This window comes from Catenulispora acidiphila DSM 44928, from assembly GCF_000024025.1.
Classification (GTDB): domain Bacteria; phylum Actinomycetota; class Actinomycetes; order Streptomycetales; family Catenulisporaceae; genus Catenulispora; species Catenulispora acidiphila.
In genome coordinates this window covers 9,474,515-9,487,431 of sequence record NC_013131.1, presented here as the reverse complement: position 1 = coordinate 9,487,431, position 12,917 = coordinate 9,474,515, and the positions used below count along the sequence as shown (strand labels likewise).

Here is a 12,917-nt window from a genome sequence, read left to right as displayed (position 1 = left end):
GGAAGCGCAGGTGGACGCTTCTGACCGCATCTGCCTGCTCTCTCGGCTCAACGCCCTGAGCCAGCTCCCCGGCGCGGCGCTGGCTCGCGATAGCGGCGCGGCCAAGGCGATGCTGCGGCACGGGGTCCGGTAGCGGAAACGCAGGTGGGCGCTTCTCGCCGCACCGATCTCACCCAGCCGCACCGGCGAGAACCCTGAAAGGGCTCGGTCTCAACAGCCTTGGCTGCTGGAATCGAGCCCTTCTCAGGTCTCTCAGCCTGCCTACTTGCCGTTGACCTTCGTCACGCCCTGCACCAGGTTCGCCGGCGAGTCGTGGTGCGCGGTCCAGGCGAGCTGGCCTTCGGAGCCGTCGTTCTTCGGCATGATCTTGTCGGTCGCCGCTGAGGCGGACATGCCGGTGAACAGGGTCAGCGCGAACGCCAGTCCGACCATGCCGGTCTGGAACGGTGCGGCGACGCGCCTGCCGGTGCCGGTGCCCGTGCCGGTGCGCCGCGGCGCGGGCACGAGGGTCTCGGTGCTGCTTTCCTCGTCCTCGTCCTCGGCCGTCGCAGGCGTCTCGGACTTCTCCGCCACCGCGGCCGCCATCTTCTTGTGCTCGGCCAGGAGTTCCTGGGCGCGTTCGCCGATCAGCTTGACGGCGAACACCGCGAGGATCAGGAAGCAGTACAGCGAGAAGGTGGTGGTTCGCGGCCAGTAGCGGACCAGCTGGTCGCGGTACTCGTGCGAGGCCAGGTAGAACCGCATCACCCAGCCGCCGGCCAGGAGTCCGGCGGTGAGCAGGACCGGGGTGCGGCGCATGCCGAGCCAGATCGCGACGCCGGTCAGGATCAGGATGGCGACGCCGAAGACCCCGACTCCGCCGAGTTCTCCGGTCGGCGGCCAGGTGCCGTTCTTGATGGCGTTGCCGGGCAGGTCGGTGAGGTAGACGAAGGTGTACGCGGGGTCCTGGCTGGTCCCGAAGAAGAAGTACGGGTCCGGCGCTTCGTGCAGCAGTCCGTCGATCAGGTGGTAGGAGGGGATCAGGAAGCCGACTGCCGTCGTGCCCAGCAGGGTCAGTCCGTGGCGCCATCCGGTGCGCCAGGGGAACATCGCCGCCGCGCCCAGGGCGACGCCGAAGGCCGCCCAGTAGAAGGGCCCGGCGAACAGGATGAAGATCTCGCCGACGAGCAGACCCCATGCGAGTCCTGCGATCGCCAGGTGGACCAGGCCCTTGGTCGGGCTGGTCTGCAGGTAGCGCAGGAAGGCGATGACGATCGGGATGATGACCGCCAGGACCAGCGGCTCGTAGGCCTTGTACGGCTCGGCCAGGGTCGGCACGTACACCACCGCCAGCACGCACGCCCACGGCCGCGAGACCACGAAGCGCCACGCCAGGTAGGTCAGCGGGCCCAGGACGGCGGTGGTGAGGATCTCCGTGTGCTTCAGCCCGAGGAAGACGTTGCCGTGGCTGAACTTCGCGACGAACCAGACGATGCGCGGGTACAGCGGCGGGTAGCCGGGGTGCGTCATCTGGCCGTGCTGGAGCATGATCGTCCAGCGCTCCATGTCGCCGGCGTCGCCCGCGGTGCCGTTCAGCGGCAGGCTCGTGCCGCGCAGCGCGAGCGTCAGGCCCGCGGCCAGGAAGCCGGAGGTGAAGCCGGGCAGCGCCGCGAAGGCGGTCCGCGAGGCGAGCCGGCGGTACTTCTCCGACGTGCGGGCCAGCAGCAGGAACACCACCAGGGCCAGCGCCGGGATCAGGAACCGGAACTGCAGCGCGGCCAGTCCGCTGACCTGGCTGACCCGGTCCAGCGGGGCGAAGACCTTGATCGTCTTGGTGGACACGATCATCCAGGCGGCGGCCGCGAAGGCGACGGCCGCCTCGTACAGCGGCCAGCGCCCCGCGGTCAGCGCCCGGGACCAGAGCTCGTTCGAGGCTCGGATCCGGCCCGCACTTCGCGGGCCCGCCTCAGGCTCCGCGGCGATAGTGGTCACGGTGTGTTCCTTACGAATAGCGATCCGGGGTCCGGGCCGGCGGCCCGGAGACGGGAGGGCGCGCGCGGCCCGTCCCGGCGAGCTGGCTCCGTGCTGCTACTTCTTGCCGATCAGCCGGTTCAGCCGGTAGGTGGTGCCCCACACCGTGGTCCGCCACAAGGCCTCGGCGACTATGTTCTTGCTCATCTTCGACGCCCCGAGTTCGCGCTCGACGAAGGTGATCGGGACCTCGACCACCTTCAGGCCCGCCCGCACCGTGCGCCATGCCAGGTCGACCTGGAAGGTGTAACCGGCGCTGGCGACGGAGTCCAGGCCGATCTTCTCCAGCGTCTCGCGGCGGAAGAGCCGGTAGCCGCCGGTGGCGTCGGCCAGCTTCATGCCGGTGACCAGGCGGACCCAGGTGTTGCCGCCCTTGGACAGGATCTCGCGCTGCTTGGGCCAGCCGACGGTCTTGCCGCCGGGGACGTAGCGCGAGCCCAGCACCAGGTCGGCGTTCTGCTCCACCAGGGCCTTGAGCAGCGCCGGGAAGTCCTCGGGGCGGTGCGAGCCGTCGGCGTCCATCTCGCAGATGACGTCGTATTCGTGCTCGATCCCCCAGGCGAACCCGGCCAGGTAGGCCTTGCCCAGCCCCTCCTTGCCGGCCCGGTGCATGACCTTGACCCGCTCGTCGTCGGCGGCCAGCTTGTCGGCGAGCTTTCCGGTCCCGTCCGGGGAGTTGTCGTCGGCCACGAGTACGTGCACGTCCGGGTTCGCGGCGTGGACGCGGGCGACGATCTTCTCCAGGTTCTCCGACTCGTTGTAGGTCGGGATGATCACCAGGACACTCAGGGCCTTGGCTGCGGACTCCACGTCGGTTTCGCTCCTCAGGGTGTGGTCGTCGGGCACGCTCCCGACAGTGCCGGCGCCCACGGTCTCGGGGCGCAGGCGGGCGGTCGCCACTGCGGTCACCACGGCCAGGACCGAGGCGAAGATGGACAGGTTCAGGTGTTTCGAGGTGTCGATGCCGTCGAAGTAGGCGCCGGCGCCGAACTGGAGCAGCGCGACCGACGACAGGAACAGCGTCGTCCAAGCCAGGGCCTTGCGTTCGCCGGCGGCGCGGACCTTGCGGCGCGCCAGGAGCCGGACGGCGATCCAGATCGGGATGCCCCACAGCAGCAGCAGCGGGATCAGGCCCATGCCCTTGAAGGTGTCGAGGACGCTGGTCACCGGGGTGAACCGCTTGTCGACGGTGTTCTTGCCCTTGGGGATGGCGTAGTTCCCCAGCGGGTTGACCTGGGCCTTGTGCGTCCCGCCGCACAAGCCGGTGTAGGTGGGGCGTACATAGAAGAAGGAGTTCGCGGCGTCATTGGCGACGCGGACCAGGCGGTCCGGGTGCGTCAGCATGAACTTCCACGTGTTGCCGGTCTTCATGGCCGCCTGCAGCGCCGGGTCGTTCGAGTGGTCGCGGGCGACGTACTTGTCGCTCTTGGCGTTCGAGTCGTAGGTGCCGGTGTCCATCACGCTCGGGGAGAACGGCGCACACCAGGCGGGCTTGCCGACCTGGCTGATGTAGTAGAACGGCACGCCCATCGACTTCATGTCGGCCTGCGGGTTCGGGCTCACGTACAGCAGTTCGTTGAACAGGAAGTCGGCCTTGGTCTGCAGCGTGAAGTGCGGGTCCTGCTTAGGGGTCAGCGCGAGGCTGCCCCCGGCCAGCACCAGGGCCAGACCCACCGGGACCACCCGGGCGCCGATGCGGCCCTTGAGCGGGCCCACGGCCACCGGGAAGGCCGCCACCAGCAGCATCAGCGGCGCCACCAGCACTATCATCTGCGCCTTGGAGCTGACCAGGAACAGCCCGGCGCCCAAGGTCAGGGCCAGCCCCCACCACCGGGAGCGGCCCGGCCGGAACAGGAGCAGGATCGCCGGCAGCAGGAAGAGGACGCCGATGACCGCCGAGATCTCGCTGAGCGGGGAGGCGGCGAAGTCGATGAAGCTGGCGTCGGCGACGACGGCGACCAGCGCGCCGCACAGCAGGTAGCGGAACAGCCGCGTGCTGCGCAGCACGGCGAACAGCAGGCCGATCGCGGCGCCGATGAACACGCAGCCGACGGCGCCGAGCACCCGCAGGTCCAGCGCGGTGGGTCCGCCCTTGTGCGTCAACCCCAGCGCCTGGGTCAGGTAGTGCGCGATGTTCATCAGGATCAGCTGGCTGGAGTTGTACGCCGGCTGCGGCAGGTCGATGCTCGTCTTGCCGTACGGCGTGGTCGTGCAGTTCCAGGTTCCCGCGGGCTTGGTCACGTAGGCGAAGTTGACCCAGGCGCGCATCTGGTCGGAGCTGCCCGTGGTGTACAGGCTCAGGTGGCACAGCAGCCGGCTGCCGTCGTAGTTGTCGGCCACGCCGACCGGCACCGGGAGCATGAGCCGGGCGAACAACAGTACGGCCGTCCCGAAGGCGACCGATACCGGTTCCACCACGCGCCGCGAGAGCAGCGCGCCTATTCGGCTCCGCCGGCGCGCAGCGCCCGGATCCGCGACGCCGGCCACGCCGCCTCGTTCCTGGCTTGTTATGGACAAGGGGACCTCTTGTGGGAGACGCAGACCGGCTTTCCGGGTCCGGATGGCTTATGTGCGCGTTGTCGGGCAGCGAGCCGCGCGACAGTAGAGATTACCCGGTACCCGGCAGGCGGGGTCGGCTGGTCCGGCGAACGGGGGGCGCGAATCAGCACTCTGTCACCCTCGGTGAGATCGGGGACACGGGCCGCGATCGGCGGGTTCGGCACGTCGGGGCGTCCTCAGCCCGGCGCGTTCTCGGACAGCTCGGCCGCGGTGGGCGCCGCCGTCTGGTGCGGGATCGCGAGCGGGCGCCGGGTGCGGCCGCCGGGCTGGGCCTGGGCGTCGGCCCGGCGCATCGCGTCGAGGGAGTTCCTGACGCCGTTCTTCAGCAGGCGCTGCACCGTCGGCTCGACGAAGCGCTGGACCAGGTAGCACAGCGCGAGGATGCAGACCGCGGCCACGCCGAGCGTCGGCCAGAACGACAGGCGCCGGTGCAGGTAGGCGATCATGGTGAAGCCGACGTCCTGGTGGAGCAGGTACAGCGGGTAGGTCAGGGCGCCGAGCGTGGCCAGCGGTTTCCAGCTGACCCAGTCGAGCTTGTGCAGCGCGACCAGCGCCATCAGCGCGAAGAAGAGCACCAGGCACACCAGCATCGGCCAGCGCGGGTAGGCCCAGCCGATCTCGGGGAAGGAGGCCGGGTCCGGGGAGGTCTGCGACTGCGCGATCAGGAAGGACACCCCGACCAGCGCCCACAGCAGCATCGTCGGGCCGAAGCGCCACATCAGGAAGAAGGCGACCCCGGCGACGAAGTACGGAGCGTAGGCCGGCTGCAGGATCTGGTTCAGCGTGCCGTTGCCGGTGACCTGGGTGAACATCGCGGCGAACACCCACAGCCAGCAGAAGTACATGACCCGCCGGTAGGTGACGCCGAAGGCGACGACGATCGCGAACAGCAGGTAGAAGCGCATCTCCGCGGCGAGCGTCCAGTACACCGGGTCGACGTCGTGGACGCCGTAGAAGCTCTGCGTCATGGTCAGGTTCATCAGAACGTCGTGGAACGCCCCGGGCCAGCGGTGTACGCCCAGCCGGGGGAGCGCGAACAGCACCACGACCGAGGCGACGACGGAGAACCAGTACGCCGGGTACAGCCGCGAGACGCGGGAGGCGCCGAACTGGCCGAGCGTGCGCCCCCAGCTGCTCATGCAGATCACGAAGCCGCTGATCAGGAAGAAGAGCTGGACCCCGAGGTCGCCGTAGGTGGCGACCGCGACCAGCGGGAACGGGGCTATGTGCCGCGGTTGGGCGATGCCCCAGGCGTAGGCCCAGTGGTTGCCGAGATAGACCCCGCCGATCGCCACCCAGTGGCGCAGCACGACCACGGCCGCGGCGATGAAGCGTATGAGGTCCAGCGCGTACAGGCGCGGGGGGCGGACGGGAGCCGGAGGCGCGGCGGCTTCGGCGGCGCTGCCGGCGGGGTCAGCGACCGCCTCGGCGCTCGCGGACGCCGCCTCGGCGGTCCCCACTGCCTCGGTCACCGACGCCACCCCGCCCACGCCGACTCCACCATCTCCGGCACGCCCAGCCGCGCCGTCCACCCCAGCTCCTCGCGGATCCGGTCGGCGGCGGCCACGGAGCGCGCCGGATCGCCCGCGCGGCGGGCCTCGACGACGCCGGTCAGTCCCGGTGCGCCGACCACGTTTCCGATGATCTCGATGATCTCGCGCACCGACACGCCGACGCCGCGGCCGGCGTTGAGGGTCAGCGCGGTCCCCGGGTCGGCGCTCAGCCGCCGCGCCGCCGCGGTGTGCGCCTCGGCGAGGTCCGCGACGTGGATGTAGTCGCGGATGCCGGTGCCGTCCGGGGTCGGGTAGTCGCCGCCGAAGATGCGCGGCGGCAGGCCGGCGTCCATCCGTTCGAAGACCAGCGGGATCAGGTTGGCCGCGCCGCGGTCCGCCAGCTCCGGGGTCGCCGCGCCGGCGACGTTGAAGTAGCGGATGTTCACGTAGGCCAGCGGCTGCGCGGCCGCGGCGGCGGCGATCAGCTGCTCGCCGATCAGCTTGGTCAGCCCGTACGGGCTCAGCGGCGCGCAGGGTGTGTCCTCGGTGACCAGCTCGACGTCCGGCATGCCGTAGACGGCGGCGCTGGAGGAGAACACCAGCGAGCGCACGCCGTGCGCGCCCATCGCGGCCAGCAGTATCCGCAGGCCCTCGACGTTCTCCTGGAAGTAGTAGAGCGGTTTGGCGACCGACTCGCCGACCCGCTTCTTGCCGGCCAGGTGGACCACGCCGGTGACGGCGTGGTCGGCCAGCGCGCGCTCGAGCGCGGCCTGGTCCAGCACCGAGCCCATGACCAGCGGCACACCGTCGGGCAGCCGGTCCTTGACGCCGGTGGACATGTCGTCCAGCACGGCCACCTCGTGGCCGTCGGCGATCAGGGCCCGCACGACGTGGGCGCCGATGTACCCGGCGCCGCCGGTCACCAGCCAGGTCATCGAGGCGATCCTCCAGAGAGCGTGGACTCCGGCTCGGGCGCCGTCAGGCGCGCCGGAACCTGCGCCGGCAGCTGCGGCACCTTGGCGGTGACCACTTCGGGCGGCAGCTGGGCGTCGCGCAGCGCCACGGCCCGGGCCAGGTCCGTGAACCGGCGCTCCAGCGTGCGGAAGCGCAGGAAGGTGTTCACGGCGAAGAACGCGAACGCGGCGACCAGCATGTACAGCAGCAGGTCCGCGCCGCGCCCGACGCCGACCTTGTGGGCCAGCCAGGTGGTGTCGTTGGGCCGCAGCACCGCGTCCAGGCTCAGCACCAGGAACACGACGAACCCGATGCGCTTGAACGCCTGCGTCCGCACCGAGTGCGAGCTGCGGATGAAGAACACGAACAACACGACCGCGACCGCGATCAGGATGATCTGGATCAGCATGAGTGCTACGCCCCTCGCTGCCGGACCGACAGGTCGAACAGTATGTTGACGCCGTTGATCAGCGACTGGCCTTTGGACCGTGAGTAGTCGGTGTACAGGATCGTGACGGGGACCTCGCGGACCCGCAATCCGGAAGCGGCCAGGAAGCCGACGATCTCCGAGGCGTGGGCCATGCCGTTCATGGTGATCCGCAGCCGGGAGGCGGCCTCGCGGTTCATCACCCGCAGCCCGTTGTGCGCGTCGCTGAGCTTGAGCTTGCGCGCGGTCGGGCTCAGCGCCACGACGGTACGCAAGACGACCCGCTTCAGCAGCGGGATCTGCTCGTTCTGCTCCAGGAAGCGCGAGCCGAGGACCACGTCGGCGCCCTCGGTGCGGGCCACGGCGAGCATGGACTGGGCGTCCTCCACCCGGTGCTGGCCGTCGGCGTCGAAGGTGACCAGGTGGCGCATGCCGGGCTGGGCCAGCGCGTAGGCGATGCCGGTCTGGAGCGCGGCGCCCTGGCCGAGGTTCACCGGGTGCCGGACCAGGTGCGCGCCGGTCTCGGCGATCCGCGCGGCGGAGTCGTCGCGGCTGCCGTCATCGACGCAGACGATGTTCGGGAACGTCGCGCGCGTGCGCTCGACGACGTCGCTGATGACGGCGCCTTCGTTGTAGACGGGGATCACGATCCACACGTCGTCGTAGTCGGTCATCGTCGCGCACCTCCTTCTGCTTGGTCCGTGCCGGGGGGATGTGCCGCCGCCAGGGCCCGACGAGACGCGACGGCTCATGGTACTTAACAATCAGCGGCGCCCGGGACGGCTCAGATCGTGCCGTTCTCCACCGCGGCGGCGATCCACGGGATGACCTCGTCGAGCATGTCCTCCAGCGAGGTGTCGGCCCGGAAGCCCAGCACCCGCTCGGCCTTCTCGGTGGCCGGCACGCGGCGCCGCACGTCGTGTTCGAACGGATCGTCGCAGACCAGGCGCAGCGGGACGTCAGGGCCCTTGATCTTGCGCCAGATCGCCTCGGCCAGCTCGGCGACGGAGTGCCCGTCCGGGGTGGACAGGTTGAAGTCGTCGTTCAGCGCCGCCGGGTGCTCCATGGCGGTGACGATCCCGCGCGCGAGGTCCCCGCCGTAGGTGTAGTGCCGGATCTGCTCGCCGGTGCCCAGGATGTGCAGCGGGTCCTGGCCCTTGACGATCTTCTGGACCAGGTCCGGCACGACGTGGCTCATCGCCAGCTTGACGTTGCCGGACAGGATCTCCTCGTCGCCCAGCGCGCGGGACTCGCCGATGCCGACGCAGTTGAACGGCCGCACGATCGTGTAGGGCAGCTTGTACTGGTCCCACGCCGCCCGCGCGAAGTACTCCACGGCCAGCTTCTGGAAGCCGTACGAGGACAGCGGCGGCGGCACCCTGCGCTCGGAGCCCTCGACCGAGGGCCACACCTCGGTGGACTCGAAGACCATCGAGGAGGACATGTACGTGACCTTCTGCAGCCGGCCGGAGCCGACGGCGTGCGCCTTGATCGCCGCGTCGCACGAGGAGGCGATGATCCGCTCGTTGGTCGCGAGCAGGTCGTAGGCGTAGGTGTGGAAGTAGGAGATGCCGCCGATCAGCGCGGCGCCGGCGATGAAGTGGTCGCAGCCGGCGAGCAGTTCGGCCATCAGCGCGGTGTCCCGGACGTCGCCCTCGTGGAAGGCGTAGTCCGGGTGGTCGTCGTAGGACTTGGTGATCTTGCCGTACTTCGAGTAGTTGTCGATCCCGACGACCTGGTAGCCGCGCGAAAGCAGCTCCTCCACGATGTAGCCGCCGATGAAGCCGGCCGAGCCGGAGACGAGGACTTTCTCAGACATGGGAGGGTTCGCTTCCTGGGTTTCAGTGCTCGGTCTTGGCACGGAGCTGCTCGACGGTCAGCGGCGGTCCGAAGGCGAACCGGTACCAGCGCAGGTACTTCGGCAGCCAGCGGCGCAGCTGGAACTGGGAGTCGCCCTGGGCGCGGTCCAGCCAGATCGTCGGGATCTCGGCGACGGGGCGGCGCAGCCGGCGGGCCTTGACGGCCAGCTCGATGCCGATCTCGAAGCCGTCGCGGGAGTCGATGCCGACCTCTCGCACGAAATCGGTGGAATACGCCTTGAAGGAGTTGGTCGCATCGCGCGTCCCCACCCGGGCGAACCGGGCCAGCGAGCGCCCGGCGGCCTGCGACATCAGGCCTTTGAGCAGCGGGCCGCCGACCTGCTGGCCGCCGGCCATGTAGCGGGAGGCGGCGGCCACCGCCACCCCGCGCTCCACCAGCCGGGCCAGGTCGTCGATCTGGCGCGGGTCGTCGCAGCCGTCGGCCATGGTCACCACCACCGCCGGGCTCAGCGCCTGGTCGATGCCGAACCGGATGGCGTTGGCCGGTCCGCGGCCGTAGGTGTTGACCAGCGCCTTGAGCCGGGGTTCGGTGACGGCGTACTTCTCTATCACCGGCACCGTGGTGTCCTCGGGGGTGTCCACCACGACCAGGACCTCGCACGGCAGCTGGACGGACTCGAAGAGCCGGTCCAGCACGGGGAGCACGTCCTCGCCCTCGTTGTACGCCGGGATGACGACCGAGACCTTCGGCCGGGCGGGATCGGCCGGCGTCATACCCGGACCCCCTCGCCCAGGACGTTCCAGATGTCGGCGACCGGCACGGAGGCCTTCAGGCCCCGGTACTCCGGGTGCGGCGCGCCGACGATGAGCAGATCCGCCTTCTCCAGGACCTCGTCCAGGCCGACCAGCGAGGGGTCGGTGGTCACCAGCGGGTCGGTGCACAGCACCTCGGCGGCCTTGAACCTCAGGATTCGCTTGAGCTTGTAGGACAAAGAGGAGCGGGTGTCGTCCGAGCCGCCCTTGAACGCCATGCCGAGGATGCCGACCGTCATGTTCGCCAGGTCGTACTGGGCGTCCAGGCGGTCCGCCACGTACAGCGGCAGACCCTCGTTCGTGGTCATCGCCGCGTAGCCGAGGGTGAAGTTGTTGTTGTGGAACGCCGCCAGCTGCATGGCGTCCTTGAACAGGCAGGGACCGGCGGCGAACCCGGCGCCGGGCATGTCGGCCGCGCGCGGGTAGTCCTGCGCCAGGCCGGCCCGGATGCGCTCAAAGTCCAGGCCGCGGTCGTTGGCCATGATGTAGAACTGGTTCACCGCGGCGAACTTGATGTAGCGCCAGGTGTTGGTGAACAGCTTGGCCAGCTCGGCTTCCTCCGGGCTCAGGTGCACGATCTTGTCGGTGAGCCGGCGGAACAGCGCCTCGGCACGCCGCTGCGCCCGCTCGGTCCGGCCGGAGACGATCTGCGGCAGCTCGAACAGCTCGGTCATGGCCCTGCCCTCGGCGATGCGCTCGGGACAGAAGGCCACGTCCACGTCCACGCCCAGGCGCGCGATCATCCGCTCGACCAGCGCGGTGACCCCCGGGTACACCGTGGAACGCAGCATCAGCAGCTGGCCGTCCCGGAAGTGCGGCGCGCAGGTCTCCAGGGCCCGCGGGATCGCGGTCTGGTCGGGATTGAGGTGCTCGTCCACCGGCGTGCCGATGACCACGATCACGTGCTCGCAGCCGGCCACCACCGCCGGGTCCGTGGAGGCCCGCAGCCGGCCGTCGGCCACCACCGCGGCGATCACCGGTCCCGCGCCCGGCTCCTCGAAGGGCAGACGCGCCTCGTTCACCGCCGCGACCGCCTCCGCGCTGATGTCGTAGACGACCACCGAGGAGCCGCGGTCGGCCAGCGCGATCGCCAGCGGCAGGCCGACGTGGCCGCCGCCGCCGATGACCACGACATCGTGGGCGAAGCCATGTCGAGTGGTTTCGTCCATTGGTTCCCTTTGTTGTGGTGAGTCAGGGGAGGAGCGGTCGGCCCACCATATGACATCGATCGGGGCGCGCGGGCAGGTTGCGCGGTGCTCGTGGCGCGCGTTGCCTGCCAGGTGCGGCGCGTGTTGAGTCAGTGGACTGCCGTGCCCTCCGCCGGGACGAAGGGTCCCCGGGCCCGGCGACGGAATCGGGGAACGGCCGCCGGCTTGCTAGCATGCGGCGTCTTTGGTGTTTCTGGCGGCCCCGGATGTGACGGAGGAGTTCCGCCGTCTCACGGGGCGCACGGTGGATGGGGTGCTGGCACATGGTGACCGACGTCGGAATGGGTCGTGACGAGGCCCTGAACGGGTCCCTCGACCCTGATCCGGGGACCGGGGACGGGGGCTCGGGGCTCCGGGACCGCGCCCTGGCCCGGGCCAAGGCCGCGTTCTACGGTCCGATCGCCGCCTACGCCGCCGCGCACGCCGTCGTCATGGCGCTGTTCGCCTGGAGCCTGGCCCACCAGCACGGCCGGTTCCTGTTCGCGCTGAGCTCCTGGGACGCCGACTGGTACACGAAGATCGCCAAGCACGGCTACGAGAACCACCTGCACTACAGCCACAGCGGCCGCATCGAACAGATGCGGATCGCGTTCTTCCCGCTGCTGCCGATGCTGGAGCGCGGGATCTCCACGACCACCGGCCTGGATCCGCACAACGCCGGCATCGTCATCTCGCTGGTGGCCTCGCTGGTCGCCGCCGTGGGCATCCACGCCGTGCTCAAGGACCGGCTGGGAAACCGCGCGGCCCTGGTCGCCGTCGCGCTGTGGGCCGCGGCGCCGCCGTCGATCTATGAGTCGAGCGCCTACTCCGAGCCGCTGTTCACGGCTGTGACGGTCTGGGCGCTGTGGGCGCTGCTGCGCCGCCGCTGGCTCACCGCCGCGGGACTGACCGTGGCCGCCGGTCTGTGCCGGTCCTCGGCGGTGACGCTGATCGGCCTGGTCTGCCTGCTGGCGCTGGTCGAGGCCGTCCGCAGCCGGGGCCGCGACTGGCGGGCCGTGGTCGCCGTGGTCCTGGCTCCCATGGGATTCATCGGCTACATGGTGTATCTCGGGATCCACACCGGGCACTACGACGCCTGGTTCAAGGCCGAGAAGGCGCCGTACTGGGAGAGCAGCTTCGACTTCGGCAAGTCGACCTGGGACGCGCTGCGCGGCCTGGCCGGCTTCGACGGCGTGCACAACGCGGACTTCCTGGCCACGGTGCTGGTCGGCGGCGTGGTCGTGACCAGCATCGTGGCGCTGTACTTCGTGATCCGCGACCGCCGGCTGCCCTGGGAGCTGGTCGCGTGGACCGTCCTCACCGTCTTGTTCAGCCTGCTGACCGGTGGCGGGTTTTCCTCAAAAGCGCGATTCCTGCTGCCCTGCTTCATCCTGTGGGCGCCGTTCGCCTCCTGGTTCGCCAAGTCCCGCACGTCCTCGATGGTCCTGGGCGTGGTCGTGATCGCTCTGGTGGGCGGATGGTTCGGCGCGTACTTCCTCGGACCGGCGAACCACATGTCGCCGTGAGCCTCGGGCGGTGACGCACTGAGGCAGTGACGCGATAAGGCAATGAAAAAGGTGAGGTGTCCGGGTCGGACACCTCACCTTTTTGTCACACCTCTGTCACAGCTTTCGCCGCCAGCCGGACGGTAGCC

The 12,917-nt window shown here is 69.9% G+C and carries 11 protein-coding genes and 1 pseudogene; 2 read left to right on the top strand and 10 right to left on the bottom strand.

Annotation, left to right across the window (positions count from 1 at the left end):
• The first annotated feature begins 10 nt into the window (after nt 1-10).
• Nucleotides 11-133 (top strand): hypothetical protein, encoded by a 123-nt coding sequence (locus CACI_RS53770; protein WP_015796726.1) that lies wholly within the window; start codon nt 11-13, stop codon nt 131-133.
• 128 nt (nt 134-261) lie between these two features.
• Here the strand turns inward: CACI_RS53770 and CACI_RS40410 are convergent, their stop codons facing one another.
• From CACI_RS40410 to CACI_RS40370, 10 genes and pseudogenes are all read right to left on the bottom strand, one after another.
• Nucleotides 262-1,971 carry a hypothetical protein gene (locus tag CACI_RS40410; protein WP_015796725.1) on the bottom strand — a complete coding sequence of 570 codons (1,710 nt, stop codon included), beginning with the start codon at nt 1,969-1,971 and terminating at the stop codon, nt 262-264.
• 96 nt (nt 1,972-2,067) lie between these two features.
• Nucleotides 2,068-2,820, bottom strand: a complete 753-nt coding sequence (locus CACI_RS54565; protein WP_041543687.1) for a polyprenol monophosphomannose synthase — start codon at nt 2,818-2,820, stop codon at nt 2,068-2,070.
• Nucleotides 2,821-2,919: 99 nt separating this feature from the next.
• Nucleotides 2,920-4,425: pseudogene (gene wsfD, locus CACI_RS54705) on the bottom strand (glycan biosynthesis hexose transferase WsfD); the annotation flags it as partial.
• A gap of 320 nt (nt 4,426-4,745) precedes the next feature.
• Nucleotides 4,746-6,041 carry an acyltransferase family protein gene (locus CACI_RS40400; protein WP_190276689.1) on the bottom strand — a complete coding sequence of 432 codons (1,296 nt, stop codon included), beginning with the start codon at nt 6,039-6,041 and terminating at the stop codon, nt 4,746-4,748.
• Nucleotides 6,038-6,997 (bottom strand): UDP-glucose 4-epimerase GalE, encoded by a 960-nt coding sequence (gene galE / locus CACI_RS40395; RefSeq protein WP_015796722.1) that lies wholly within the window; start codon nt 6,995-6,997, stop codon nt 6,038-6,040. The genes CACI_RS40400 and galE overlap by 4 nt, the downstream gene beginning before the upstream one ends.
• A complete protein-coding gene (locus CACI_RS40390) occupies nt 6,994-7,425 on the bottom strand; it encodes a DUF2304 domain-containing protein (RefSeq protein WP_015796721.1) in 432 nt (143 codons plus the stop codon). Before CACI_RS40390 ends, galE begins: the two co-directional genes overlap by 4 nt.
• A 5-nt stretch (nt 7,426-7,430) precedes the next feature.
• Nucleotides 7,431-8,117, bottom strand: coding sequence for a glycosyltransferase family 2 protein (locus tag CACI_RS40385; protein ID WP_015796720.1), 687 nt, complete (start codon nt 8,115-8,117; stop codon nt 7,431-7,433).
• A 110-nt stretch (nt 8,118-8,227) separates the two neighbouring features.
• Entirely contained in the window at nt 8,228-9,262 is a 1,035-nt protein-coding gene (locus CACI_RS40380) for an NAD-dependent epimerase/dehydratase family protein (protein WP_015796719.1), read from the bottom strand.
• A 22-nt stretch (nt 9,263-9,284) separates the two neighbouring features.
• A complete protein-coding gene (locus CACI_RS40375; RefSeq protein ID WP_015796718.1) occupies nt 9,285-10,037 on the bottom strand; it encodes a glycosyltransferase family 2 protein in 753 nt (250 codons plus the stop codon).
• Entirely contained in the window at nt 10,034-11,245 is a 1,212-nt protein-coding gene (locus tag CACI_RS40370; RefSeq protein WP_015796717.1) for a nucleotide sugar dehydrogenase, read from the bottom strand. The genes CACI_RS40375 and CACI_RS40370 overlap by 4 nt, the downstream gene beginning before the upstream one ends.
• Nucleotides 11,246-11,547: 302 nt before the next feature.
• Between CACI_RS40370 and CACI_RS40365 the strand changes: the two genes are divergently transcribed.
• Nucleotides 11,548-12,789 carry a mannosyltransferase family protein gene (locus tag CACI_RS40365; protein WP_015796716.1) on the top strand — a complete coding sequence of 414 codons (1,242 nt, stop codon included), beginning with the start codon at nt 11,548-11,550 and terminating at the stop codon, nt 12,787-12,789.
• Nucleotides 12,790-12,917: the final 128 nt, after the last annotated feature.

Coding starts and splice junctions, on each gene's coding strand:
- galE (WP_015796722.1), bottom strand. CDS start 6,997: ATGACCTGGCTGGTGACCGGCGGCGCCGGGTACATCGGCGCCCACGTC.
- CACI_RS40390 (WP_015796721.1), bottom strand. CDS start 7,425: ATGCTGATCCAGATCATCCTGATCGCGGTCGCGGTCGTGTTGTTCGTG.
- CACI_RS40385 (WP_015796720.1), bottom strand. CDS start 8,117: ATGACCGACTACGACGACGTGTGGATCGTGATCCCCGTCTACAACGAA.
- CACI_RS40380 (WP_015796719.1), bottom strand. CDS start 9,262: ATGTCTGAGAAAGTCCTCGTCTCCGGCTCGGCCGGCTTCATCGGCGGC.
- CACI_RS40375 (WP_015796718.1), bottom strand. CDS start 10,037: ATGACGCCGGCCGATCCCGCCCGGCCGAAGGTCTCGGTCGTCATCCCG.
- CACI_RS40370 (WP_015796717.1), bottom strand. CDS start 11,245: ATGGACGAAACCACTCGACATGGCTTCGCCCACGATGTCGTGGTCATC.
- CACI_RS40365 (WP_015796716.1), top strand. CDS start 11,548: ATGGTGACCGACGTCGGAATGGGTCGTGACGAGGCCCTGAACGGGTCC.